Source organism: Mangrovibacillus sp. Mu-81 (assembly GCF_036867415.1).
Lineage (GTDB): Bacteria > Bacillota > Bacilli > Bacillales > Bacillaceae_B > Rossellomorea.
The window spans coordinates 146,021-172,643 of record NZ_JBAJHU010000005.1; the positions used below are offsets into that span (position 1 = coordinate 146,021).

Below are 26,623 nucleotides of genomic sequence, written 5' to 3' on the forward strand. Positions count from 1 at the left end.
GAATGTGCAATTGAAGCGAGGAGAGTGAAAATAGTGAGGTTAGACTGGTTAAGGAAGTGTATAGGTGGAATTCTCCTTGTTTCGCTTTGTTTTTTTGGGTTTTATGAACCTGTTCAACAATTAGTCAATATCCCGAATTCATTAAGAGTGATGGAAGGGGATCAAGTTGCTCTCCCCAAGGCTTCATCCGTTGCTGCCATGAGTTCGTTTACGAATAAGAATGTAGGAATAAGTGAAGAGAAGGGACTGCTCTCCATCCAGGGGAAATCAGTCGGTAAAGACGAGGTCGTACTTGAATTGGCCGGACTTCCCATCAAGAAAGTAAATGTGGAAGTACTAAAAGATTTTAAAGTCATACCGGGTGGTCAGTCAATTGGAGTAAAATTAAACACTGTCGGGGTGCTGGTGGTCGGCCACCACCTGGTCGAAACATCAGATGGAAAAGTTTCACCGGGTGAAAAGGCCGGTATCCAGGTCGGTGATATGATCACTGAAATAAATGGTGAAAAAATTGAACAACTTGCAGATGTCGCTCCATTTGTCCAGAAGGCAGGCGAAGAAGGAAAAAGCATGGATGTTGTGATCAAACGTGAAGATGAAATAGTGAAATCATCTTTGCTCCCTTTAAGGGAAAAAGGGGAAGAGTCATACAAACTCGGGTTATATATCCGTGATTCTGCAGCCGGAATCGGGACGATGACATTTTTTGACCCGCAGTCCAAGAAATACGGGGCATTGGGACATGTCATTTCAGATATGGACACAAAAAAGCCGATTGTCGTGGAGGATGGGGAAATCGTTCATTCCGAGGTCACTTCCATCGAGAAGGGCAGCGGTGGTAAACCCGGCGAGAAACTTGCCCGTTTTTCTGCAGAAAGAAATATAATCGGAAACATCACAAGGAACAGTCCTTTCGGTATCTTCGGGGAACTCAATCAATCGGTAGAAAACAATATATTGGATAAACCGATGCAAATTGCGCTTTCTCACCAGGTGAAAGAAGGTCCGGCACAAATTCTTACTGTAGTGGACGGGAGTAAAGTGGAGAAATATGATGTTGAAATTGTCAGTACGATTCCACAGAAATTTCCTGCCACTAAAGGGATGGTCATCAAAGTGACTGATCCTGAATTATTAGAAAAAACCGGGGGCATCGTACAGGGGATGAGCGGCAGTCCGATCATCCAAAATGGAAAGCTGATCGGTGCCGTCACCCATGTATTTGTAAACGATCCGACCAGCGGATATGGTGTCCATATCGAATGGATGCTGAGCGAGGCTGGGATCGATATATATAAACAAAATCATAATAGAGCCAGCTGACTTAATAAACCCTTATACAGTGCCGGACAAGCGGTGCTGATAGGGTTCTTTTTTTTACCAGATCCTTAAGCACCGGCAGCGGTAAAGTGAAACCCCGCAGCGAAACGGTGGTTTTTTAAGGTGTATTTGTAAGAACACCTTAATATTGTTAGAATTAAATAAAGATTATTCGACAAAGGTGTGTATGAATAGCGAAAGAGGTCGAAAAATAGAGGAAAACTAAGTAAATTAGAGGAAAATATATATTTATTGGTATTTTTTAAAAAATAAAAGGATTTTTGGTTGCATTGTCGAAAAAGTAATTTAGAATAAAATTATAGATATGAATTAAAACGGATTCGAGGAGGAAACCTGTAGTGAAATCAATTAAAGTATGTGTTGTGGATGATAATCGGGAATTAACTTCTTTATTGGAAGACTATATCGCTTCACAGGATGATATGGAAGTAGCAGGAATAGCCCATAATGGCCAAGAGTGCCTGGACTTATTGGAAGAAGTGGATCCGGATGTATTGGTGCTGGATATCATCATGCCTCATCTGGACGGTCTTGCTGTCCTGGAACGTCTTCGTGAAAAGAAGAAGATTCCCAATGTTATCATGCTTACGGCATTCGGTCAGGAAGATGTAACGAAAAAGGCAGTCGATCTTGGTGCGTCCTATTTTATCCTAAAGCCATTTGATATGGAAAATCTCGTTAGTCATATTAGACAGGTCAGCGGAAAGTCAAATCCGATCATCAAAAAACATTCCTCATCCAGATTAACTACAGAGTCAAAACCTAGAAACTTAGATGCGAGTATTACAAGCATCATTCATGAAATCGGCGTCCCGGCACATATTAAAGGTTACCTTTACCTGAGAGAAGCCATTTCGATGGTATATAATGATATTGAGCTGCTTGGTTCAATCACCAAGGTTCTTTACCCCGATATTGCGAAGAAATATAATACGACCGCCTCACGGGTTGAGCGGGCCATCCGACATGCCATTGAAGTGGCATGGAGCCGCGGCAATATCGATTCAATTTCTTCGTTGTTTGGTTATACCGTCAGCATGTCAAAAGCAAAGCCGACGAACAGTGAATTCATTGCAATGGTTGCTGATAAGCTGAGGCTGGAGCACAAAGCTTCTTGAAAGGATAAGTAATTATTCATTTCTTTTTTTCTGAATAGAGAGTGAACCCGATAAATCGATGATTTATTGGGTTTTTTATTTCTTTACTCAGATAATTAAACATATAATAAGTGAAGTAAGAGGAATGCGATCTGACAAAGGCACAAATAATCACACGGGAAGTGACGTAATGACTTTGATATTGGCTCATAGGGGATCAGCGGGTACTCATCCCGAGAACACGATGGATGCTTTCCTGGAAGCAGAAAGAGTGGGAGCGGATGGCATAGAGCTTGATGTTCAGATGACCAGGGATGGGGAAATTGTAGTGATCCACGATGAAACCGTCGACAGGACGACGAATGGAAATGGATATATCAAGGATTATCATTTCAAGGATCTCCGTAAATTACATGCAAATTATACCTTTAAAAAAAAGCTGTTCAACAAACAGAAAGTCCCCACACTAAGTGAAGTCTTTGACTGGATGAAGGGCAACAGTCTTGTCTGTAATATCGAGTTGAAAAACAGCATCATGGATTATGAAGGCATGGAAGAGAAGGTCGTACGGTTAATCAATAAATACGGCTATTCCGACCGCATTATTATTTCTTCTTTCAACCACTACTCGATCGTTGCGTGCAGCCGTCTTGATTCTTCAATCGAAATAGCACCTCTATATTCTACAGGTCTATATATGCCGTGGATCTATGCACGGTCCCTCGGGGCCAATGCCATTCACCCCAACCAGAAAGTCGCACCGGATGAAATCATTTCGGAATCGATAAAAAACGGGATAGCGGTCAGACCGTATACAGTGAATAAAGCACATCAGATGAAACGTTTGTTTAAAATAGGCTGTTCTGCCATCGTCACGGATTTTCCTGAAAAGGCAATCAAGATGAAGGAAGGACTGCAATGAGAAAAAGCCAGCGTGTGTTAACTGACACACGCTAGCTTTTTTTATTAAAACGATCTTGAACTTTGTTTCGTTTTCGATCCCGATGCAGTACAAATCCTGCAATGAAGGCGAGTCCGGCTAAAAAGAATACCAAACCTATGATAAACTGCAACCCCAAAAAAGGAATGGGAGGCTGTAGAATCCCAAATAGCATATCTCTCATTAATTTAATTCCAAGCGCTGCAAGTGCACCAGGGATCAGCATGATAATCAATGCAATAATACGTACCATTGTGGACATAACTCCTTTTTATTTCACTAATAGAAATTCTAACTTCATATGGAAAATTGTCAAGCGGCAACGAGTGGTGTAAAATATGAATCAGATGTGAAAAAAATTGCAGATGATTGAGTCTGAGGTGAAATAAATTGCAAAATGTATTAATCATCGGAGGGGGTAAGGGAGGAACAGCCATCCTGAAAATCCTCCATGAAGTTTCATTAATGAAAATCATCGGCATTACGGACCTGAATGAAGAAGCGATGGGTCTTCGTTTGGCGAAAGAATGGGGAATACCTGCAGGCAGGGATTGGAGGGAATTCCTTGACGACTCTGTTGATATTGTAGTGGAAGTGACCGGTGATCAAAAAGTTTTTGAAGCTGTCAGGGACGAGAGAGGAAAAAACACAGTCCTGATTCCTGGGAGTGTTGCCTTCCTTATATCGAAGCTGCTGGAAGAAAAGGAAGAACTCATCCATGAGTTGACGAGCGAATCATTTAAAAGGGATTTGATCTTTAATTCAACGGATGACGGAATGGTGGGCATAGATTTTCAAGGTCTTGTCATGCTGTTCAATAGAAGTGCGGAGCGGATGATCGGGATCGACAGTGAAGATGCGATTGGAAAGCATATCAATGACGTGATTCCAGGAAGCAAACTCACAACGACATTGGAAACGAGACGGACAGAGATCAATCAGGAAGTTATGCTGGATAATGGATTGAAGATCATCTCTAACCGAATTCCGATGATAACAGAAAAAGATGAGGTAATGGGAGCCTTCACTGTCTTCAAAGACATAACGGAAGTAGTGAATCTCGCAGAAGAAATAACCAACCTTAAAGAAATTCAGACCATGCTCGAAGCTATCATCCATTCAAGTGATGATGCCATATCGGTTGTGGATGAAGAAGGAAAGGGAATCCTGATAAACCCTGCATATACCAGGATTACAGGCCTGACGCAGGATGAGGTAATTGGAAAACCGGCGACCGCGGATATATCCGAAGGCGAAAGCATTCACTTGAAAGTCCTGCAGACAAGAAGGTCGATCCGGGGCACAAGGATGAGAGTGGGTCCGAAACGTAAAGAGGTCATTGTCAATGTTGCACCAATCATCGTGAACGGCAAGTTGAAGGGGAGTGTCGGTGTAATCCATGATATGTCGGAGATCCAGTCCCTCACCCAGGAACTGGACAGGGCAAGGAGGATCATCCGTACTCTCGAGGCGAAATATATGTTTGAAGATATCATTGGGGAATCGGAAGAAATGCAGCTGGCGATCGAACAAGCGAAACTGGGGGCGAAAACCCCGGCAACCGTCCTATTGAGGGGAGAATCGGGTACGGGGAAGGAATTGTTTGCGCATGCGATACATAATGCCAGCGACCGGAAGTTTAATAAGTTCTTGCGCGTAAACTGTGCGGCGTTATCGGAGAATCTTCTGGAAAGTGAACTGTTCGGATATGAAGAAGGAGCATTTTCCGGTGCAAAGCGCGGAGGCAAGCGGGGATTATTTGAGGAAGCCGACAAGGGGAGTATTTTCCTTGATGAAATCGGCGAACTCAGTGCCAATACCCAGGCTAAATTACTGAGGGTATTGCAGGAGAATGAAATTGTCAGGGTCGGGGGCACGAAATCCATCAGTATTAATGTCAGGGTCATTGCTGCGACGAATGTCAACCTGGAGAAAGGAATCGCAGATGGTTCTTTCAGGGAAGATTTATATTACCGCTTGAACAGGATGCCTATTCAAATCCCTCCGCTGAGAAACCGAAAGAGAGACATTCCGCTTATTTCAGAAACCCTGATTGCCAAAATCAACCAGGACTATGGAAGAAATGTTGACGGGATTACCAATGAGGCTACAAACAGGCTGATGGAATACCGCTGGCCGGGAAATGTAAGGGAGCTCGAAAATGTTCTTGGCAGGGCAATCATTTTTATGAAATATAATGAAACGACAATTGAAGTGCATCATTTACCGCCTCTTGAAAGTACATCCGAACCGGAGCGTGAAGATAATAGGAAGAACAAAGGATCGGCTGCCAGAGATTTAAATTCCCAGCTTGAAGAACACGAAAAGAAGATAATTCAAGAGGTTTTAGAGCAGAATAATGGTAACAAAACAGCCGCTGCAAAAACATTGAATGTTTCAGTCAGAAATTTGTATTATAAGCTTGAAAAATATAACATTGCAACAAATGGCATGAAATAATTTGCATGGTATGAAATATTTTTCATACAACGAGACTGGTGAATAAAGCGTTTTCACGGTTTTAAAAGTTGGCACGGTTCTTGCATGTAGTATTAGTGGGAACAAATTTTGTTGAAGGGGTTGAAACATACATTCATGAATCTACAGTCTTTAGTGGAAAAAGCAACCCAAAAAGAACATTCTGTTGTGGCTGTAGCGGCAGCAGAGGATAAAGAGGTACTTGCGGCTGTCGGTATGGCAGTGGACAGAGGCATGGCGGAATTCATTTTGTTTGGCGACAAAGAAAAGATAGAATCCATCATGGAGGAGGGTGTACCTCATTTGCGATCAAATGAGGCGGTGAAAATCAAACATGCTGTCTCGCCGTTGAAAGCAGCTGAAATGGCTGTGAAAGCGGTCAGGGAAAACGAGGCAGGTGCATTAATGAAAGGGAATGTCCCTACTGCCGTCATCTTAAAGGCAGTGCTGAATAAAGAGTGGGGGCTCCGCACCGGGAATGTCCTTTCACATGTTGCTGCATTCGAGGTATCAGGATTTAATAAACTGATCTTTGTCACAGATGCGGCAATGAACATCACGCCGGATCTAAGTCAGAAAAAGCAAATCATTGAGAACGCAGTCAGCGTTGCATCTTCAATCGGTGTCTCCATCCCGAAAGTGGCACCGCTTGCTGCTGTGGAAGTGGTGAACCCTGCAATGCAGGCAACACTTGATGCTGCCTCCTTGACACTGATGAATCAAAGAGGGCAGATCAAAGATTGTGATGTGGATGGTCCGCTTGCTTTGGATAATGCCATCTCGCATCAGGCAGCAGAACATAAGGGGATCCGAAGTGAAGTGGCTGGCCAAGCTGATATTTTACTCGTCCCGAATATCGAAACCGGCAATGCATTATACAAATCACTCATTTACTTTGCAAAAGCAAAAGTGGGAGCGGTGATTGCCGGAGCTAAAGCACCGATCGTATTAACTTCCAGAGCGGATAGTGCCGAAAGTAAATTATATTCACTCGCACTGGCAATATGCTCTGTATCTAATAATTAACTTGAATTACTACTATTTAAATGATCCTGGGGAGGAAAAAGGAATGAAAATTTTCAGCTATATGGAAAACTACGACTATGAGCAATTAGTATTTTGTCAAGATGAAGTATCAGGTTTGAAAGCAATCATCGCGATCCATGATACAACGCTTGGACCTGCACTTGGCGGAACACGCATGTGGACATATGAATCAGAAGAAGCAGCAATTGAAGATGCTCTTCGCTTAGCTCGCGGAATGACTTACAAAAATGCTGCAGCCGGTCTAAATCTCGGTGGAGGGAAAACGGTTATCATCGGTGACCCCCGCAAGGATAAAAATGAAGAGATGTTCCGGGCTTTCGGACGTTACATTCAAGGGTTGAACGGACGCTATATTACAGCTGAGGATGTTGGTACGACTGTTGCTGACATGGATCTGATCCACGAAGAAACGGATTATGTGACGGGTATTTCACCTGCTTTCGGTTCTTCAGGCAATCCATCTCCTGTAACTGCTTACGGTGTATACCGAGGAATGAAAGCAGCTGCTAAAGCAGCATTCGGCACAGATTCTCTGGAAGGCAAAACAATCGCCGTACAGGGAGTGGGGAATGTCGCTTACAATATGTGTAAACATCTTCATGAAGAAGGAGCGAACCTCATCGTAACGGACATTCATAAAGAATCAGTGGATCGTGCAGTGAATGACTTTGGTGCCAAAGCGGTTGATCCTTCTGAAATTTACAGCGTAGACTGTGATATTTTCGCACCATGTGCTCTTGGAGCGATCATCAATGATGAGACGATTTCTCAAATCAAAGCCAAAGTCATTGCTGGTGCTGCAAATAATCAATTGAAGGAAACCCGCCACGGGGATGCCATTCATGAAATGGGAATCGTATATGCACCTGACTATGTCATCAATGCAGGTGGAGTTATCAATGTTGCGGACGAGCTTTACGGTTATAACAGCGAAAGAGCAATGAAAAAAGTAGAGCAGGTTTATAACAACGTAGAGCGAGTAATAGAAATTGCAAAGCGTGATAACGTGCCTACTTACGTAGCTGCAGACCGCATGGCAGAGGAAAGAATCGAAAAGATGCGCCGTTCAAGAAGCCAATTCTTACAAAACGGACAGCACATTCTTAGCAGACGCGGATAAACATACGGAACGCTTGACTTCTTAATGAGGTGAAGCGTTTCTTACCTGAAATAATGTTTACGGGAACAAGGGGTTATCTGTCATAGGGGGAAATATAAATACAGATCGAACAGAATACAGCTACCCAAATGGAGGTAACAGCAGTGCATGAAACGAAACATCGTATATTAGTCATAAATCCCGGATCAACATCGACGAAGATTGGTGTCTACGATGATGACCGGTCGATCTTCGAGAAAACCATCCGTCATGAAACGGAAAAGATAAACGAATTTCCAAATATCATCGATCAATATGAATTCCGTAAAAACACGATTCTGCAAACACTGGATGAAGAAGGAATCAATATCAGCAAGCTGAGTGCAGTCTGTGGTCGCGGCGGGTTGCTCAGACCGATAGAAGGCGGAACATATCTAGTGAACGATGAAATGCTCCAAGATTTGAAGGATGGATTTTCCGGCCAGCATGCATCGAATCTCGGCGGGATATTGGCTTTTGAAATTGCCTCAGGATTGAACATCCCGTCATATATCGTGGACCCGGTCGTGGTGGACGAACTGCAGCCGCTTGCAAGAATTTCCGGATTTTCATTAATTGAAAGAAAAAGCATATTTCATGCTTTGAATCAAAAAGCTGTAGCAAGAAGAGTCGCAAAGCAACTAGGCAAAAAATATGAAGATCTTCATTTGATCATTACTCATATGGGCGGCGGAATCACTGTCGGTACACATCAAAATGGTAAAGTGATCGATGTAAACAACGGCTTGCATGGGGACGGCCCGTTCAGTCCTGAAAGAGCAGGAACAGTACCTGCAGGTGATTTGGTTGATTTATGCTTCTCGGGCGATTACTATCGCGACGAAATCATGAAAAAACTGGTCGGCCAAGGAGGTCTGGTGGGATATCTGGGCACAAGTGATGCTGTAAAAGTAGAGAAAATGATTGAAAATGGTGATGAGCAAGCGAAGGAAATATACGATGCCATGGCATATCAAATCGCCAAAGAAATCGGCTCTGCGAGTGCGGTCTTGAACGGTAAAGTGGACGCGATCGTATTAACGGGCGGATTGGCTTATGGTAAAGAGTTTGTCAAGGCGATCAGCGAACGGATCAACTGGATTGCAGATGTCATCATCCAGCCTGGTGAAAATGAGCTGCAAGCACTGGCTGAAGGCGCACTCAGAGTTTTGAAAAATGAAGAAAACTATAAAGTTTATCCAGGCACGGTAAAAGAAGAAGCAACAGTATAAGTTTAAGGAGGATGCAGCTTTGTCACAAGAATATGATTTAGTCATACTGGGCGGGGGAACGGGCGGTTATGTCGCCGCAATCCGCGCATCACAATTAGGATTGAAAACAGCAATCGTTGAAAAAGGGAAGCTTGGGGGAACTTGTCTTCACAGAGGATGCATCCCGAGTAAAGCCCTTTTGCGAAGTGCTGAAGTGTACTCAACGGCTAAGCACAGTGATAGCTTTGGTGTGAAAATCAATGGGGTGGAACTGGATTTTGCAAAGGTACAATCCCGTAAGGATGGAATCGTCGAGCAGCTTCATAAAGGTGTGCAGCACTTAATGAAACAAGGCAAGATCGATGTATTCGAAGGAATCGGCCGTATTCTGGGTCCTTCCATCTTCTCACCTATGCCCGGTACAATTTCAGTTGAAATGAACAATGGCGAAGAGAATGAAATGCTCATTCCGAAAAACGTCATCGTAGCGACTGGTTCCCGTCCCAGGTCACTGCCTGGTCTTGATATCGACGGAGAATTTGTCTTATCTTCAGATGAAGCTCTGACACTTGAAGAGCTGCCTAAGTCAATCATCATAGTCGGGGGCGGAGTGATCGGTATCGAATGGGCTTCCATGCTGTCTGACTTTGATGTGGAGGTCACCGTAGTTGAGTACGCAGACAAGATCGTACCGACAGAAGATCTTGAGATCTCAAAAGAAATGCAGCGTTTAATGAAGAAAAAGGGCGTTAAAATCGTCACCGGTGCAAAAGTACTTCCTGAATCCCTTCAAAAAGGAGAAAGTGGAGTAACCATCAATGCTGAACATAAAGGCGAAGAAAAATCATTCTCTGCTGAAAAAATCCTTGTCTCAGTCGGCCGACAGGCAAATGTAGAGGGGATTGGCCTGGAAAATACAGACATCAAAGTAGAAAAAGGCTTTATCGAAGTGAACGATTTCTTCCAGACGAAAGAATCGCATATATACGCAATCGGCGATGTCATTGGAGGACTTCAGCTGGCACATGTCGCTTCTCATGAAGGAATTACAGCAGTCGAGCATATGGCGAATGAAAAGCCGCATCCGATTGATTATTCGCTTATTTCAAAATGCATTTACAGCAACCCTGAGATCGCTAGCGTCGGGATGACCGAGCAAGAGGCAAAGGAAGAAGGCTTAGAGCTTAAAGTGGGCAAATTCAGCTTCAGAGCCATCGGGAAAGCGCTTGTATACGGTGAATCAGATGGTTTCGTAAAAATCATTGCAGACAAGCAAACAGATGATATCCTTGGTGTCCATATGATCGGTCCTCACGTAACCGATATGATTTCTGAAGCAGGACTTGCCAGGGTTCTTGATGCAACCCCATGGGAAATCGGACATACCATCCACCCGCACCCATCACTGTCAGAAGCGATAGGGGAAGCTGCTTTGGCAGTGGACGGCAAAGCAATACATTCATAATAGAACAAGGGGAGGCTGCATATCTCCCCTATATAAAGACTTTAACCCGCAGGAGGTAAAAAAATATGGCAGAGAATCGTCATGAACAATTAGGTCTCTCTAACGATAAAGTATTAGAAATGTATGAAACGATGCTACTTGCAAGAAAAATCGACGAACGTATGTGGTTGTTAAACCGTTCAGGGAAAATTCCTTTCGTTATTTCATGTCAAGGTCAAGAAGCGGCGCAAGTGGGAGCTGCATTTGCACTGGACCGTGAAAAAGATTTCGCCCTACCATACTACCGTGACATGGGTGTGGTTTTGACTTTCGGTATGACTGCCCGTGAATTGATGCTGTCAGGCTTTGCCAAAGCAGAAGATCCAAACTCAGGCGGACGTCAGATGCCGGGTCACTTCGGTCAAAAGAAAAATAATATCGTAACCGGTTCTTCGCCGGTGACAACACAGGTTCCGCATGCTGTAGGTGTCGCACTTGCAGGGAAAATGGAAAAGAAAGATCTCGTGACATTCGTGACATTTGGAGAAGGTTCATCGAATCAGGGTGATTTCCATGAAGGTGCTAACTTTGCTGGTGTACATAAGCTTCCGGTAATCTTTATGTGTGAGAATAATAAGTACGCAATCTCAGTTCCGATTGAAAAACAATTGGCTTGTGAAAAAGTATCAGACCGCGCAATCGGGTACGGGATGCCTGGGGTGACGGTCGATGGCAACGATCCTTTAGAAGTATATAAAGCAGTGAAAGAAGCGGCAGACCGGGGCCGTCGCGGAGAAGGTCCTACTTTGGTCGAAACCGTTTCATACCGCCTGACTCCCCACTCCTCTGACGATGACGACAGAAGCTATCGTTCTCCGGATGAAGTGGCAAAAGCGAAAACGAACGATCCGATCATAACATTTGGCGCATACTTGAAAGAAACTGGCGTCATGAATGATGAGCTTGAAATAGAAATCAACGATCGTGTGATGAAGCAAGTGAATGAAGCTACAGACTATGCAGAAAACGCTCCATATGCTGAGCCTGAATCAGCAATGAAGTATGTGTATGCAGAAGAGAAGTAAGGGGGAATAAACGATGCCAGTAATTTCATACATTGATGCTGTAACAATGGCAATGAGAGAAGAAATGGAACGGGATGAGAAAGTATTTGTACTGGGAGAAGATGTCGGAAAAAAAGGAGGAGTATTTAAAGCGACTCACGGGTTGTATGATCAATTCGGAGAAGATCGTGTCATTGATACTCCCCTCGCAGAATCTGCCATCGCAGGGGTTGGAATCGGTGCAGCAATGTACGGGATGAGACCGATTGCCGAAATGCAGTTTGCTGATTTTATCATGCCTGCAGTGAACCAGATCATTTCCGAAGCGTCCCGAATCCGTTATCGTTCAAATAATGACTGGAGCTGTCCAATGGTCATCCGTGCACCTTATGGAGGCGGAGTCCACGGTGCATTGTATCATTCACAATCGGTGGAAGCTGTGTTTGCCAACCAGCCGGGATTGAAAATTGTCATGCCTTCTACCCCATATGATGTAAAAGGATTATTGAAAGCGGCCATCCGCGACGAAGATCCGGTCCTTTTCTTTGAACATAAGCGTGCTTACCGCTTAATCAAAGGGGAAGTTCCTGATGAAGACTACACACTTCCAATCGGGAAAGCAGATGTGAAACGTGAAGGGGAAGACATCACTGTCATCACATACGGTCTTTCTGTACATTTCGCCCTTCAAGCAGCTGAAAAACTTGCCCAGGACGGAATAGAAGCGCATATCCTGGATTTGAGAACCATCTATCCATTGGATAAGGAAGCGATCATTGAAGCAGCATCTAAAACCGGCAAAGTTCTCCTGGTGACAGAAGATAATAAAGAAGGAAGCATCATGGGTGAAGTTTCGGCCATCATTGCTGAAAACTGTCTATTCGAACTTGATGCACCGATCAAACGCCTGGCCGGCCCGGATGTTCCTGCAATGCCTTACGCACCAACTATGGAAAAATACTTTATGATCAACCCGGACAAAGTAGAAAAGGCTATGCGTGAGCTGGCGGAATTTTAATTCATCAAACATACTGAACGCAAAAGTTAGGAGGGTTCCTCATGGGTATTGAAAATATGAAAATGCCGCAGTTAGGGGAAAGTGTAACAGAAGGTACAATTAGTAAATGGCTGGTATCGCCCGGTGATACTGTTAATAAATATGATCCGATCGCAGAAGTGCAGACGGATAAAGTAAACGCTGAAGTTCCTTCTTCTTTTACAGGGACGATTAAAGAATTGATCGCTGAAGAAGGGGATACATTGGAAGTCGGCGAAATGATTTGTTCAATCGAAGTGGAAGGTGCAGGTTCTGCTCCTTCAGAAGAAGCTCCCAAAGAAGAGAAGAAGGAAACGGCTGAAACTGCAGATGAGAAACCTTCTGCAGCACCTGCGAAAAACCCGGCACCCAAGAAAGAAGCCGGAAATAAAGCAAGATACTCCCCGGCTGTATTGAAGCTTTCTCAAGATCACGATATCGACTTAAATCAGGTGGATGGTACCGGTAACGGCGGCCGAATCACAAGAAAAGATCTTAAGAAGATCATTGAGTCAGGCAATATCCCTAAGGCAGCAGATGCACCTGCTGCACCACAAACCGAAGCGCCTGCACCCCAGCAGACGCCTGTCAAAGAACAAGCACAGCTGACTGCAGCTCAGAAACAGGCAGCACCTGCGCCCAATGTACCAGTCATGCCGGGAGATATCGAAATCCCGGTCACAGGGATTCGTAAGGCAATCGCTTCCAATATGGTCAGAAGCAAACATGAAGCTCCTCATGCCTGGACAATGATGGAAGTGGATGTAACAAATCTTGTAGAATACAGAAACACACTGAAGACTGAATTCAAACAGCGTGAAGGATTTAACTTAACGTTCTTTGCTTTCTTTGTAAAAGCTGTTTCACAGGCTCTTAAAGAATTCCCGCAAATCAACTCTATGTGGGCAGGCGATAAGATCATCCAAAAGAAAGACATCAATATCTCGATCGCTGTAGCAACAGACGATGCATTATTCGTCCCTGTCATCAAAACTGCAGATGAAAAAACAATCAAAGGCATTGCTCGTGAAATCACGGATCTTGCAGGAAAAGTACGAAGCGGCAAGTTGAAATCCGAAGATATGCAAGGTGGAACATTTACAGTGAATAATACCGGGTCTTTCGGCTCTGTCCAATCGATGGGTATTATCAACTATCCTCAGGCGGCGATCCTTCAGGTCGAATCGATCGTTAAACGTCCGGTTGTCATGAATAATGGTATGATTGCCGTCCGCGATATGGTGAATCTCTGTCTTTCACTTGATCACCGGGTGCTTGACGGCCTTGTTTGCGGAAGATTCCTCCAGCGTATAAAAGAAATACTGGAGAACACTTCGAAGGAAAACACTTCAGTGTACTAATAAGAGGATAGCGGCAAGTAAGCAATCCAATCACATATTGGAAGAGGGACTAACCTGAGCGGTTAGTCCCTTTTCGTGTTCCTTGCATATGATTGATTTTACCTATGAATTATTGAGAAGCATATTTGATTCCGGGATAATGCACCGTAATATTCCCGAAAGAATATTATCCGGTATATACCAAATCCTTTCCTGGGCATCCTTTAGTGCAAGATTTATTACGATAATATGGTATGTCCCTAAATGCTTATTTTTTTATTTTGAAAAATGTATCGACCCTCCCTCTCCTTCTTTTCACCCCTGTTTTCCAACTTGATCTTCGTGAATATGCCCATAGTTATGGAATGTCTGAGACTTTTCTCCTGAAGTGAAATAGGAAGAATCCGACCATTCGTTCATTTTCTGAAAATTCAGATTAAAAGTGACAAAATATTACAACATTTTACAATTATAGTTGGTTATCTTTGGTTTAACACCTACATTTTTCCATGTTGGTGAATATCGTAGGGGAGGTGAATTTTGAAAGGAAACATCACAAAATTCGGGAGGGAATTCAATGAGGGGAAGAAGTAAAAGAAAGTGGCTTTCAATCGTATTGACCCTAGTCATGTTCATTCCACTAATGTGTCCATTTAACTCTAACGCGGCAAGTACCTCAATGCCAAGTCTGGCAAAAGAAAAAGCTTCTACATCAGTAAATGATACAGCAAAAGTGAGTCCGCAAGCGAAGATCACCTCTAAACTGCAGGAACAATTCAATAAGAATGAGCACGTCACATACTTAGTGAAGTTCAAGGAGCAGGTCGACACTAAGGGCGTAGCAAAAAAAGCGGCTGAAAAGGCTGAGAAACAAAAGCTTACAGCAAATAATAAAAAGCTGCTAAAGCGGAATATGGTTGTTTCAGAGCTGCGTGCCACTGCACTTGAAACTCAAGCAGAAGTGAAAAAATACTTAAACAAGCAAAAAAAGAGCGGTGCTGTTAAAAATGTAAAGAACTTTTATGTCGTTAACGGTATGGCTGTAACAAGTACAAAGGAAGTCATGGAAAAGATCGCTCATTTCCCTGAAGTAGCGAAGATTTTACCAAATGAAACCCGCCAGCTCATCCAGCCGGTTAAAGCAGAGGGATCTGCAGCAGCACTGGATGTTAAAAAGGCTGAAAAAGCGGACAATAACCCATCTTCAATCGAGTGGAACCTCGAGCAAATCGGTGCTCCGGCCGTTTGGGATATGGGAATCGACGGTGCCGGGACAGTTGTAGCTTCCATCGATACCGGCGTTCAATGGAATCACCCGGCATTGAAAGAGAAGTACAGAGGATATGATCCTCAAAATCCCGATACTCCGGACAATGAATTCAACTGGTTTGACGCAACTGCCGGTCAGGGTGCACCATATGATGATCAGGGACATGGAACCCACGTAACCGGTACGATGGTCGGTTCAGAACCGGATGGAAGTAATCAAGTCGGTGTTGCCCCTGGTGCGAAGTGGATTGCGGTTAAAGCGTTCACTGCTGATGGGGGAACAGATGTGGATTTACTGGAAGCGGGAGAGTGGATCCTTGCTCCTAAAGATGCAGATGGAAATCCCCATCCAGAAATGGCTCCGGATGTTGTCAATAACTCATGGGGCGGCGGACCGGGATTAGATGAATGGTACCGTGAAATGGTAACTGCTTGGAGAGCGGCAGAGATCTTCCCTGAATTCTCAGCAGGTAATACCACTTTATTCAATCCTGGAGGACCTGGTTCGGTTGCAACACCGGCGAACTATCCAGAGTCATTTGCAACGGGAGCAACTGACAGCAGTAATAATCTTGCAGGCTTCTCTTTACAAGGCCCGTCTCCTTATGATGAAGTGAAACCTGAAATTTCTGCTCCGGGCGTGAACATCCGTTCTTCCGTTCCGGGAAGCAATTATGAAGGCGGATGGAATGGTACATCGATGGCCGGTCCTCACGTATCGGCAGTTGCAGCACTATTACGACAGGTTAATGCGGACTTGACTGTCGATGACATTGAAGAAATATTGACGTCTACAGCCATCCCATTGACGGACGGTACTTTCCCGGAATCGCCGAATAACGGCTATGGACACGGACTGGTAAATGCATTTGATGCAGTATCATCCGTGATGAGCGGTATTGGGAAAATTGAAGGAAATGTATCGAAAGAAGGGGATGATACGGAAGCCCCTGCCATTTCACATGACGCCCCTGGAGAAGCGTTTAAAGAAATGAATTTACCTCTTCAAGCGGATGTAAGTGATAACGTCAGTGTAACGAGTGTTTCTTTGAACTATCAGAACGCGGATGGTGAATGGGTTTCCCTGGACGCTGTAAGAACATCCGGCGACTATACAGAAGGTTCTTATGATGCAGCCATTCCTGGTGAAGACTTAACTGGAGACAGCGTGAATTACAAGTGGAGTGCGTTGGACTTTGGCGGGAATGAAATTGAGAGTGATACTTATACAGTACCTTTACTGCCTGGAATCTCAGTAGGATACGAACAGGATTTTGAATCATCTCCGGCAGGCTGGACTTCTTATGGAGAAGCGAACAGCTGGGAGTGGGGTGTTCCGACTACAGGTCCTGAGAGCGCAGTTTCAGGAGAGAAAGTGTATGCCACTAATCTGGATGGAAACTACGACAGCGGGGCAAATATGTCGCTGCAGATGCCTCCGATCGATTTGCCGGAAGGAAACAGCTACCTGCAGTTCAAGCAGTGGCATGAACTCGAACGTAATTACGATTATGGTCATGTATTTGTTTCCACAGACGGAGAGAACTGGACACAGGCCCTCCGAGTGAACAATGTGACAGACGGCTGGGTAGATGGTGAGGTTGACTTAAGTGGCTATGCAGGACAGCGTGTCTACGTAGCATTCAATGTGACTACCGATGGAAGTGTCGTCAAACAAGGATGGTATCTGGATGATGTCAAATTAAGTGCAGAATCAATCCTTCCGTCCGGTAAAGCTCAATTAGGATTAAAGTCGAAGAGCGACAGCTCTTCATCGGTTTCCAAGAAACCTAGTGTGAACCCAAGTAAAATTGAGATGATGAGACCTGTTAAGAAAGAAGCACCTGCGGATGGTACTGCACCAGCTCCGGTATTATTACCGTTACAGGCTGAAGTGACAGTGCTGGAGACAGGTCGCTCTGCTTACACGGACCCTGCAGACGGATCTTATCAAATGACCCATGCAGCAGGTGAATTCACCCTTCAGGCTTCAACTTACGGTTTCAAATCACAGACACAGAGTGTAAATGTGGAAGCAGACGCGACATCTGCAGCAAACTTCACATTGGAAGAGATTCCACGTGGTAATGTGTCAGGTGTAGTGACGAATCAAGCTACAGGTGAACCGGTTGAAGGAGCGACAGTCTTCTTAATGGAAGATGCCGTCGTGACGCCGGCCGAAACAAATGCTGATGGTGAATACGAACTCGAAGCGTATGAAGGCGATTACACGCTTAAAGTCGTTGCTCCTTATTACTACAGCCAGGAAGCGAGTGTGACGATTGAAGGCGGGGAAGCTGTGACAGCCGATGTTTCCTTGGAACCATTCATCGGGTATCCTGGTGAAATCGGGTATGATGATGGAACTGCAGAAAACGCACGGGCATTTTATGATGCAGGTAATGGATGGGCCGTGAAGATGTCACTTGAGGAAGGCAATGATTCCGCAATGGTAACGGGCGGACTATTCCGTTTCTGGGATACTGAATGGCCGGTGCCGGGCGGAACTGATTTCCAAGTGGAAGTATATGATGCTTCCGGAACTGACGGAGCACCTGGTAAGAAGCTTGCAGGACCATTTGATGCCACTGCATTGCGAAATGGTGAATGGACGCATGTTGATTTAAGTGAACACGGAATTATGGTCGATGGAGACTTCTATTTGGTCTACATTCAATCGGCTCCAAACCCTAATTCACCTGGTCTGGGTACAGATGAAGACGGTGAGAATGCAGCACGCAGCTGGCAATTCGTCGGTGGTGCCTGGTCTCCTGCTCCTGAAGATGAGGGGAACTATATGATTCGCGCCACTGTTAATTATGAAGTAACAGCACCAGCCATTACTTCACCTAAAGACGGATCCTACACGAAAAACGAGACGGTCACTGTCGAAGGGACATCATCACCTACGACCACCGTTCACCTTTTCAATGGGGAAGAAGAAGTGGCTTCTGCCGAAACGACTGAAGAAGGAACATTTACTGCCGATGTTACCTTGAATGCAGGAGAGAATACGATTACAGCGAAAGCAGCCACGGAGCAAGGCATGACGGGGGCTTCCGAACCTGTTACTATTACCCTGGATCAAGAGAAACCTGAACTTGCGATTACTTCTCCGGAAGAAGGGTTGAAAACAAATCGTGAAGCGATTACGGTCAAAGGAACCATCGCGGAGGATCATCTTGCCTGGGTAAAAGTAAACGGCGAAAAAGCCTCTGTAAAAGATGGGGAATTCAGCCATCGTCTTCTCCTGGATGAAGGAGAAAACGTCATCCAAGTCGTTGCAAAAGACAAGGCTGGAAATAAAAAGAAGAAAACGGTAACCGTCTATGCAAAGTTTGGCGATATCGAAATTGAAAATCTCCTTCCTTCTGAGGATAAGGAACTGAAAAAAGGTGAATCTGTGAAAATCGAATTTGACAGTGAGCCTGGTTTAGATGCAACATTCGTTATCCACATGCCGTTGACCAATGCTGGAGCACAATTGAATAATGCAACTGAACTTCCGATGATGGAAACATCTGAAGGACATTACGTGGGGTACTACACAGCAACTTCCAATGTGAAAGCACCTGGGGCAGTGGTCGAAGTGAAAATATCTGATGAATTTGGGAATGTCACCACTGAACGGGCAGAAGGCAAGCTATATATCAACACGAAAAAATAACAGATTCAGAGTGGGGAAGAGCCGGCATGCCGGCTCTTCTTTTCGTACATAAAGGTAAACCTGAAAATCCCCAATGAACAATCAGTAATTGAAGATAACGCCAGTTTTTTATATACTAAAATAGTATTGAATAAAAATTTTGAATTTTCATCAATTCATTCCAATATGAAGTGAGATAAATGGGATGGTTATGTTTACGAAAGTTTTTGAAAACGATTACAATTATCAGGGAGGAAGAGGGGTACTATGAATCTAAGCAAAATGAAAGCACAGTCATTTTCTGCACCTTCCCTTAAGGAATGGCAGAAGGCTGCAGAAAAAGCGTTAAAAGGAAAAAGTGTCACTTCCTTACATACAAAAACTTATGAGGGGATCGATCTCAAACCTCTTTACCGGGTTGAAGACCTGCCGGAACTTGACCGGGTAGCATCTTATATTCCTGATATCGAGGAAAAGATGAATGAACCCAAAGATTGGTACATTGCACAAAATGTTAAAAGAAAGTCATGGAATGAGCTTTCGGACGCATTGGGCGATGCCCTTTCAAGAGGACAGAATTGCCTATCTTTTTCCATTGATTCCCTTGAAGCGGATGAAGAATTTGATCAGTTCATACTGAATGCCGTCGAGGGTGCACACCCGCTTTTTAATATTGAGAAGAACAACCTGTCTTTTCTGGACCGAATGGCTGATTTGGCAGCGGGGAATCCATCATTCCGGAACATCCATGGCGTTTTTGGATATGATCCGGTGTCGGCACATGGGTTTCGCCAACATGAAATCCCTTTTGAACAATGGTTCGAATCGGTAGAAAAAGCAGACATAGTGATGCCGGATGTGAAAACTGTGACAGTGAACACGGTTCCGTATCACCAATCGGGTTGCAACGCCATTCAGGAATTATCATACGCTTTAAGTGAAGGGGTAATGTACATCGGGCGACTGGTCGATAATGGATGGACGCTTGAAAAGATCGCCAGCAAAATTCACTTTCATTTTTCAGCGGGAAGTCACTTTTTTATGGAAATAGCGAAATTGAGGGCATTCAAGAAACTGTGGCAGGAAATACTCACTGCTTATGGTCTCGAGCAGGATGTGGTCAGAAAATCCATCTCCGTCAGTGCTGAAACATCAGGATTTAATAAATCCATGCTTGATTCACATGTGAACTTGCTCCGTTCAGGCGGGGAAGCATTTTCAGCGATCCTTGCAGGCGTCAACTATTTAACTGTCCATCCTTTTGACTCGATCAAAGGGGAAGCGGGACCGTTTTCTGAAAGGATCGCACGCAACATGCAGCTTATTCTCGGGGAAGAAGCACATTTAAACAAAGTGAGTGATCCGGGAGGCGGCTCTTATTATTTGGAGCGGCTGACTGAAGAAGTCGGTAAAAGGTCGTGGAGACACTTTCAATCTATCGATTCACGAGGCGGACTGCAGAGTCTTCTCTTATCCGGGGCGATCCGGGAAGAAGTCAACGAGGTGAAGGAGATCAGAATGGCTGACTTGGCAACCAGACAGCAATCCATGATCGGTACGAATATATACGCAAATCTCGAAGATGTCCTGCCGTCCGGCCGCGCAGAAGGAGGAGAACGTATATCCCTTCCATTCGAGCAGTTGAGAAAGCGTGCACAAGACTTGACCGAAAAAGGGATTGAGCCGAATGCAGGGATCATCGGATTGAAAGAATTGAAATCATTTAAAGCAAGGGCGGATTTTGTCAGCGGATTTCTAGCGACGGGCGGGATCCGCAGCATTGTCAGCCGGGATTGCTTTAGTAAGGAAGACATCCTGCGCTTTATTGAGGAAACAGACCTGCCCTATTATGTTGTTTGCGGAAAAGATGAAGATTATGAAGAATCCCTGCCCCTTATCTTGGAATTGGTAAAGAACCGGAATGCAGCGGTGAAAGTGGATATTGCCGGTCGTTTCGATGGCGGGAAGATGCATGAATGGGAAAGACAGGGGTTGAATGGCAGTATTTATTTCAAACAGGACATGCTCATGAAACTAAACGGCTTACTGAGCATCTGGGAGGAGGAGAATCATGTTGAATAAGCCCAATTGGCAGGAAATAGATCCTTTTTCGGATACGGAAGAAGGGGGCTTCAAGATCGAAGCTGACGCAGGCAGCACATATGAGACCAATGAAAAATTAACGGTTAAGACTTTATATACCGGGGAAGATACGGCGTCACTCTCTCATCGCGGGGGTTTGCCCGGTATTGCTCCCTATACAAGGGGTCCATATCCGACCATGTATGTGAACAGGCCGTGGACGGTCAGGCAGTATGCGGGCTTTTCCACTGCAGAAGAAAGTAATGCTTTCTACAGAAGAAATTTAAGTATGGGACAAAAGGGTTTGTCTGTGGCATTCGATCTTGCGACCCACAGAGGGTATGATTCAGATCATCCCCGGGTGGTCGGTGATGTCGGGAAAGCCGGGGTGGCCATTGATTCCATACTGGATATGAAGATTCTGTTCGATGGCATCCCGCTTGACCAGATGTCGGTATCCATGACCATGAATGGAGCGGTCCTTCCGATTTTGGCTTTTTATATCGTGACCGCCGAAGAACAAGGGGTATCCCGGGAGAAACTGTCCGGCACCATTCAGAATGATATTTTAAAAGAGTACATGGTGAGGAACACATATATTTACCCGCCTGAAACTTCTATGAAAATCATCGCAGATATCTTTGAGTACACTTCGAAGAATATGCCGAAATTCAACAGCATCAGTATTTCGGGCTATCATATGCAGGAAGCGGGTGCTCCTGCGGATATCGAACTTGCCTATACACTCGCTGACGGGCTTGAATATGTAAGGACTGGACTGAAATCGGGAATCGGTATCGATTCCTTCGCCCCGCGCCTTTCGTTCTTCTGGGCAGTGGGAATGAACTACTTTATGGAAGTGGCGAAAATGAGGGCGGCGAGAAGTATCTGGGCGAAAATGATGAAAACCTTCAACCCTGAAAACCCAAAATCGATGGCGCTCAGGACGCATTCACAAACTTCAGGATGGAGTTTGACTGAGCAGGACCCATTCAATAACGTGACGCGGACGTTATTGGAAGCCCACGCAGCAGCGATGGGACACACTCAATCGCTCCATACTAACGCGTTGGATGAAGCGATTGCCCTGCCGACTGATTTCTCGGCACGGATTGCCCGCAATACCCAATTGTATCTCCAGGAAGAAACGGGAATCACCAAAGTCATTGATCCGTGGGCTGGTTCCTATTATGTGGAAACTCTGACTGAGCAGCTGATGGAGAAAGCGTGGGAGCATATTGAAGAGATAGAGGAACTCGGCGGAATGACGAAAGCTATTGAGACCGGACTTCCTAAGATGCGGATTGAGGAAGCAGCTGCGAGAAGGCAGGCGATGATCGATTCGGGAAAAGAATCAATCATCGGGGTGAATAAGCACCGGCTGGATAAAGAGGATGATATCGAAACTCTCGATATTGATAATACAGCAGTAAGACAGAAACAAATTGAAAGAATTCAGAAGCTGAAAGAGGAGAGAAATGAAGAGGAAGTGATCCATGCTCTTGAAGCTCTGACTGCAGCTGCAAAGTCTGGTGTTGGGAATCTTCTTGAGAAAGCGGTTGAAGCTGCAAGGGTGCGGGCAACGCTCGGTGAAATATCCGATGCGGTTGAAACAGTGTCGGGAAGGCATAAAGCGACGATAAGGAGCATCAGCGGAGTATACAGTTCTAACTTTTCAAACGAGCAGGAAATTGCAGTCGTACAGGAAATGACAGCGGACTTCTTGGAGAATGAAGGACGAAGACCGCGCATCCTGATTGCCAAGATGGGGCAGGACGGTCACGACCGCGGAGCGAAAGTGATCAGTACAGCATTCGCCGACCTTGGATTTGATGTCGATATTGGACCGTTATTCCAGACACCTGTAGAAACGGCTTTGCAGGCAGTCGAAAACGATGTCCATGTCATCGGATTCAGCTCCCTCGCAGCTGGCCATAAAACTCTCCTTCCACAGCTTGCTGCCGAGCTGAAAAAATTGGGAAGGGAAGACATACTGGTGGTTGTGGGAGGTGTCATCCCGGCGAAGGACTATGAGTTTCTGTTGAAAAACGGGGCCTCGGCTGTGTTCGGTCCGGGCACGATCATTCCGGTCGCCGCACAAAAAGTGATCAAGGAAATCTATCAAGTACTGGGTTACGAGGAAGTGACCGAATAATGGATGCTCAAAATCCGGGAAAAAAGAGTAGGTTTGTGAAGAGAAAGAACGATCCCGTTCCGGTCCCTGCTCTTAGAGAAGGTATCCTCAATGGAAATCGCAGCTCCCTGGCAAAGGCCATCACCCTGATCGAGAGCAACGCCGCCCATCATTACGAATGGGGGCAGCAACTTCTCGGGGAAGTGATGCCCCATACGGGTAACAGCCTTCGGATCGGGATCACGGGGGTCCCGGGTGCCGGAAAAAGTACATTTATCGAAGCATTTGGTGAAATGCTCTGTAACAAGGGGCATTCAGTGGCGGTTCTTGCAATCGATCCGAGTTCTTCCTTATCAGGGGGCAGCATTTTAGGGGATAAAACCAGGATGGAGCAGTTATCGAAAAACCCGAAAGCGTTTGTCAGGCCGTCACCTACTGCAGGGACCCTCGGCGGTGTACACAGGAAAACGAATGAAACACTTCTGTTGTGTGAAGCAGCCGGCTATGACATCATCATCATAGAAACGGTGGGAGTGGGTCAAAGTGAAATCATGGTCAGACAAATGGTGGACTTCTTCCTGTTACTCGCGATCACCGGAGCGGGAGACGAGCTCCAGGGTATGAAAAAGGGCATCATGGAGCTTTGTGATGCAATGGTCGTCAATAAAGCTGATGGTGAAAATAAGCGCCTCGCTGAAAAAACGAGACGTGAACTGAATCAGATTCTTCATTTTCTTGTACCGGCAACAAAGGGTTGGGGTTCCAGGGCATATACTTGCTCCTCCCTTGAAAAAAGAGGACTAAGTGAAATATGGGAAGTCATCAAGGATTTCGAAAGCAAAACGAAAGAAATCGGCAGCTTTCAGAGCAGGAGGTCCATTCAAAAGAAAGAATGGTTCTATACTATGTTAAAAGATCGCATTCTAACTGATTTCTTCCTGCATGAAAGGATTAAACCGTACATTTCACAGTTTGAAGAAAAAGTAAAGAGCGGCGGTCTTACCACTTCTAAGGCGATTGAAGAATTGCTCGATTTATACAAGCAATCTTAATCCAGACCTTTTTAGTCAATTTTAATTGAAAATGAAGGCTCAAACTTGTTATGATGGTGATACATCAAACTTCGAGAATAATGAAGAGTGATAAAGAATATAGAGTATCGAAAAGGAGAGTCCAAGAATGGATATGGATTTCAATTTATTTATGAACGATGTCGTCCGCCAGGCCCGTCAGGAAATGGAGACATCCGGTTATTCACAATTAACGACAGAAGAAGAAGTGGATCAGGCTTTCACAAAGCCGGGTACTACACTTGTCATGATCAACTCAGTATGCGGATGTGCCGGGGGCATTGCCCGTCCTGCAGCGGCTCATGCCATTCACTACGATAAAAGACCGGATCAGTTGGTTACTGTGTTTGCAGGCCAGGATAAAGAAGCAACGGCTAAAGCGCGCAATTACTTTACCGGTTACCCGCCATCCTCACCATCATTCGCTCTTTTGAAAGACGGAAAGCTTGTGACAATGGTGGAGAGACATGAGATTGAAGGTCATGACCCAATGTCGGTTGTGAACAAACTGCAATCCTATTTTGATGACTATTGCGAAGAAGTTTAATCATTATACGAAATAGACCTGTCAGGAAAATGCCGGCAGGTTTATTTTTTTTGCTTTTTCTGGATTCGTTCATTCTTCTTTTTTATCAGCGCTTCTATATGGTATTCTTAAAGAATCATTTTAACTGTTAGGAGTAAGTAGAATGTTCCGTATAGGTTATCGAACACTTAAAACGGGAATCGGGACTGCCCTGGCGATCAGTATCGCTCAAATGTTTCACCTTGATAACTTCGTCTCTGCCGGGATCCTGACCATCCTGTGTATTCAAAACACTAAGAAAAAATCCGTTCAGGCATCCTCGAGCCGCTTCATCGCCTGTGTGATCGGGATGTTATTCTCTGCTGCATTCTTTGAATTCATTGACTATCATCCCGTCGTCATCGGTCTCCTGCTTCTTGTCTTCATCCCCGTAATGGTTTCAATGCGGATAAAAGAAGGGATCGTCACAAGCTCAGTCATCATTCTCCATGTCTATTCTGCGGGAAATGTAACAATGGACCTCTTCAGGAACGAACTTGGGATCATCGTGATCGGGATCGGCATCGCATTGATCATGAATCTGTACATGCCGAGTGTAGAAAACAAGCTTGCCGATTATCAGGAAAAAATCGAAAACAACTTTTATAAAATCTTCTGTGAACTGATCAATCATCTCAAGACCAATCAGAGCGATTGGGACGGTAAAGAGATCACGGAAACGGAAGAGCTGCTGAGGGAAGCTAAAACACTTGCCTTCAAAGATGTAGAAAATCATTTTCTCCGAAACGAAGACATCTATTATGTCTACTTTAAAATGAGGGAAAAGCAATTTGAAATCCTTCAGCGCATCCTTCCGATCGCTGCTTCGATTTCAATAAGGGTCGAACCCGGAAAGAAAATAGCACATTTCCTGGAAGAACTCAGCCGGCATATCCATCCGGGCAATACCGCACTCTTCTACTTGAAAAAACTGTATGATATGAAAGTCGAGTTCGAACAGATGGACTTACCCAAAACAAGGGAGGAGTTTGAAGTACGCGCAGCCCTCTATCAGTTTGTGAAAGAAATGGAACAGTACTTATTGATTAAAAGTTCCTTTAAAGGCATCCAAAAGAATGATAAGAGGAAAAGAGAAGTAAACTACACTTAAATCTATATAAAGGGTGAGACGACCAATGCGTTTACTTCTTGTTTTTCTGCTTATGGCTTCTCCAATTTGGCCGCTGGGCAGAAACCCTCTACCCGGCGATCCGTTCCTGATCATAAATAAAGCGACAAATCAGCTTGCATATATCGATGAAGGGAAGATTGCCGGCACCTATCCGGCCGCCACCGGGAAAACCGCCGATTCAACTCCCGAAGGACTGTTTACCGTCACAGTGAAAGCGAAAAATCCCTATTACCGCAAAAAGGATATTCCGGGCGGCGACCCGGGGAATCCACTTGGATCAAGATGGATCGGATTTGATGCTGAAGGCACGGATGGAAGGATTTACGGCATCCACGGAACGAATAAGCCCTCAAGCATCGGAAAGTATATTTCAAACGGGTGCATCCGGCTCTTGAATGTGAATGTAGACTTTCTTTTTGACAGAGTGCCGGTCGGGACAAGGGTCCTCGTGGTGAAATCTTCAAAATCTTTTGAGCAGCTGGGGAAAGAATACGGTGCAATTAAATAAGAAAAGCGGAGAGGCTTTGAACAGAGGCGGGTGGCATAAGGCGAATCGGCCACGAACGCGTTCTTGCCTTCTTGGCCGGTT

19 protein-coding genes are annotated in these 26,623 nt (G+C 44.9%); 18 read left to right on the forward strand and 1 reads right to left on the reverse strand.

From position 1 onward, the window contains the following. Window positions 1-33 precede the first annotated feature (33 nt). From spoIVB to V6B33_RS12875, 3 genes are all read left to right on the forward strand, one after another. Window positions 34-1,323, forward strand: a complete 1,290-nt coding sequence (spoIVB, locus tag V6B33_RS12865; protein ID WP_334218142.1) for a SpoIVB peptidase — start codon at window positions 34-36, stop codon at window positions 1,321-1,323. Window positions 1,324-1,679: 356 nt separating this feature from the next. Then, complete coding sequence (gene spo0A / locus V6B33_RS12870) at window positions 1,680-2,459, forward strand: sporulation transcription factor Spo0A (RefSeq protein WP_172253061.1); 780 nt, start codon at window positions 1,680-1,682, stop codon at window positions 2,457-2,459. Window positions 2,460-2,628: 169 nt separating this feature from the next. Then, entirely contained in the window at window positions 2,629-3,360 is a 732-nt protein-coding gene (locus V6B33_RS12875) for a glycerophosphodiester phosphodiesterase (RefSeq protein WP_334218143.1), read from the forward strand. Between the two features lie 31 nt (window positions 3,361-3,391). Here V6B33_RS12875 and V6B33_RS12880 read toward each other — a convergent pair whose 3' ends face one another. After that, on the reverse strand, window positions 3,392-3,631 hold the full coding sequence (locus tag V6B33_RS12880; RefSeq protein WP_334218144.1) for a DUF2627 domain-containing protein: 240 nt from the start codon (window positions 3,629-3,631) through the stop codon (window positions 3,392-3,394). A gap of 137 nt (window positions 3,632-3,768) precedes the next feature. On the opposite strand from V6B33_RS12880, the gene V6B33_RS12885 reads away from it, so the two are divergent. From V6B33_RS12885 to V6B33_RS12955, 15 genes are all read left to right on the forward strand, one after another. Then, window positions 3,769-5,838, forward strand: coding sequence for a sigma 54-interacting transcriptional regulator (locus V6B33_RS12885; RefSeq protein WP_334218145.1), 2,070 nt, complete (start codon window positions 3,769-3,771; stop codon window positions 5,836-5,838). A 135-nt stretch (window positions 5,839-5,973) separates the two neighbouring features. After that, on the forward strand, window positions 5,974-6,882 hold the full coding sequence (yqiS, locus tag V6B33_RS12890) for a phosphate butyryltransferase (protein WP_334218146.1): 909 nt from the start codon (window positions 5,974-5,976) through the stop codon (window positions 6,880-6,882). Between the two features lie 43 nt (window positions 6,883-6,925). Then, entirely contained in the window at window positions 6,926-8,023 is a 1,098-nt protein-coding gene (gene bcd, locus V6B33_RS12895) for a branched-chain amino acid dehydrogenase (RefSeq protein ID WP_334218147.1), read from the forward strand. 128 nt (window positions 8,024-8,151) lie between these two features. Further along, complete coding sequence (buk, locus tag V6B33_RS12900) at window positions 8,152-9,273, forward strand: butyrate kinase (RefSeq protein ID WP_442915524.1); 1,122 nt, start codon at window positions 8,152-8,154, stop codon at window positions 9,271-9,273. 19 nt (window positions 9,274-9,292) lie between these two features. Beyond that, window positions 9,293-10,717 carry a dihydrolipoyl dehydrogenase gene (gene lpdA, locus V6B33_RS12905; RefSeq protein ID WP_334218149.1) on the forward strand — a complete coding sequence of 475 codons (1,425 nt, stop codon included), beginning with the start codon at window positions 9,293-9,295 and terminating at the stop codon, window positions 10,715-10,717. Window positions 10,718-10,782: 65 nt separating this feature from the next. Beyond that, entirely contained in the window at window positions 10,783-11,781 is a 999-nt protein-coding gene (locus tag V6B33_RS12910) for a thiamine pyrophosphate-dependent dehydrogenase E1 component subunit alpha (RefSeq protein ID WP_334218150.1), read from the forward strand. 13 nt (window positions 11,782-11,794) lie between these two features. Then, window positions 11,795-12,778: an alpha-ketoacid dehydrogenase subunit beta gene (locus tag V6B33_RS12915; protein ID WP_334218151.1), complete on the forward strand. Its 984-nt coding sequence runs from the start codon at window positions 11,795-11,797 to the stop codon at window positions 12,776-12,778. A gap of 41 nt (window positions 12,779-12,819) precedes the next feature. Beyond that, the gene (locus tag V6B33_RS12920; RefSeq protein ID WP_334218152.1) at window positions 12,820-14,157 is read left to right on the forward strand and encodes a dihydrolipoamide acetyltransferase family protein; all 1,338 of its coding nucleotides are present in this window, start codon (window positions 12,820-12,822) and stop codon (window positions 14,155-14,157) included. A 556-nt stretch (window positions 14,158-14,713) separates the two neighbouring features. Then, window positions 14,714-19,072: a S8 family serine peptidase gene (locus V6B33_RS12925; RefSeq protein ID WP_334218153.1), complete on the forward strand. Its 4,359-nt coding sequence runs from the start codon at window positions 14,714-14,716 to the stop codon at window positions 19,070-19,072. 246 nt (window positions 19,073-19,318) lie between these two features. Continuing rightward, entirely contained in the window at window positions 19,319-21,133 is a 1,815-nt protein-coding gene (locus tag V6B33_RS12930) for a methylmalonyl-CoA mutase family protein (protein ID WP_334218154.1), read from the forward strand. After that, complete coding sequence (gene scpA, locus V6B33_RS12935) at window positions 21,123-23,288, forward strand: methylmalonyl-CoA mutase (RefSeq protein WP_334218155.1); 2,166 nt, start codon at window positions 21,123-21,125, stop codon at window positions 23,286-23,288. The genes V6B33_RS12930 and scpA overlap by 11 nt, the downstream gene beginning before the upstream one ends. After that, complete coding sequence (gene meaB / locus V6B33_RS12940) at window positions 23,288-24,319, forward strand: methylmalonyl Co-A mutase-associated GTPase MeaB (protein ID WP_442915525.1); 1,032 nt, start codon at window positions 23,288-23,290, stop codon at window positions 24,317-24,319. The genes scpA and meaB overlap by 1 nt, the downstream gene beginning before the upstream one ends. Window positions 24,320-24,446: 127 nt before the next feature. Then, complete coding sequence (locus tag V6B33_RS12945; protein ID WP_334218157.1) at window positions 24,447-24,884, forward strand: BrxA/BrxB family bacilliredoxin; 438 nt, start codon at window positions 24,447-24,449, stop codon at window positions 24,882-24,884. A gap of 142 nt (window positions 24,885-25,026) precedes the next feature. Further along, entirely contained in the window at window positions 25,027-26,013 is a 987-nt protein-coding gene (locus V6B33_RS12950) for an aromatic acid exporter family protein (protein WP_334218158.1), read from the forward strand. A 25-nt stretch (window positions 26,014-26,038) separates the two neighbouring features. Continuing rightward, the gene (locus V6B33_RS12955) at window positions 26,039-26,542 is read left to right on the forward strand and encodes a L,D-transpeptidase (RefSeq protein ID WP_334218159.1); all 504 of its coding nucleotides are present in this window, start codon (window positions 26,039-26,041) and stop codon (window positions 26,540-26,542) included. The last annotated feature ends 81 nt before the right edge of the window (window positions 26,543-26,623 follow it).

What these genes read in the sequence shown, in the direction of transcription:
- bcd (WP_334218147.1), top strand. Translation starts at nt 6,926, where the DNA reads ATGAAAATTTTCAGCTATATGGAAAACTACGACTATGAGCAATTAGTA.
- V6B33_RS12915 (WP_334218151.1), top strand. Translation starts at nt 11,795, where the DNA reads ATGCCAGTAATTTCATACATTGATGCTGTAACAATGGCAATGAGAGAA.
- V6B33_RS12930 (WP_334218154.1), top strand. Translation starts at nt 19,319, where the DNA reads ATGAATCTAAGCAAAATGAAAGCACAGTCATTTTCTGCACCTTCCCTT.
- V6B33_RS12950 (WP_334218158.1), top strand. Translation starts at nt 25,027, where the DNA reads ATGTTCCGTATAGGTTATCGAACACTTAAAACGGGAATCGGGACTGCC.
- meaB (WP_442915525.1), top strand. Translation starts at nt 23,288, where the DNA reads ATGGATGCTCAAAATCCGGGAAAAAAGAGTAGGTTTGTGAAGAGAAAG.
- V6B33_RS12945 (WP_334218157.1), top strand. Translation starts at nt 24,447, where the DNA reads ATGGATATGGATTTCAATTTATTTATGAACGATGTCGTCCGCCAGGCC.
- V6B33_RS12925 (WP_334218153.1), top strand. Translation starts at nt 14,714, where the DNA reads ATGAGGGGAAGAAGTAAAAGAAAGTGGCTTTCAATCGTATTGACCCTA.
- V6B33_RS12955 (WP_334218159.1), top strand. Translation starts at nt 26,039, where the DNA reads ATGCGTTTACTTCTTGTTTTTCTGCTTATGGCTTCTCCAATTTGGCCG.
- yqiS (WP_334218146.1), top strand. Translation starts at nt 5,974, where the DNA reads ATGAATCTACAGTCTTTAGTGGAAAAAGCAACCCAAAAAGAACATTCT.
- V6B33_RS12910 (WP_334218150.1), top strand. Translation starts at nt 10,783, where the DNA reads ATGGCAGAGAATCGTCATGAACAATTAGGTCTCTCTAACGATAAAGTA.
- V6B33_RS12880 (WP_334218144.1), bottom strand. Translation starts at nt 3,631, where the DNA reads ATGGTACGTATTATTGCATTGATTATCATGCTGATCCCTGGTGCACTT.
- buk (WP_442915524.1), top strand. Translation starts at nt 8,152, where the DNA reads ATGGAGGTAACAGCAGTGCATGAAACGAAACATCGTATATTAGTCATA.
- scpA (WP_334218155.1), top strand. Translation starts at nt 21,123, where the DNA reads ATGTTGAATAAGCCCAATTGGCAGGAAATAGATCCTTTTTCGGATACG.
- V6B33_RS12875 (WP_334218143.1), top strand. Translation starts at nt 2,629, where the DNA reads ATGACTTTGATATTGGCTCATAGGGGATCAGCGGGTACTCATCCCGAG.
- V6B33_RS12920 (WP_334218152.1), top strand. Translation starts at nt 12,820, where the DNA reads ATGGGTATTGAAAATATGAAAATGCCGCAGTTAGGGGAAAGTGTAACA.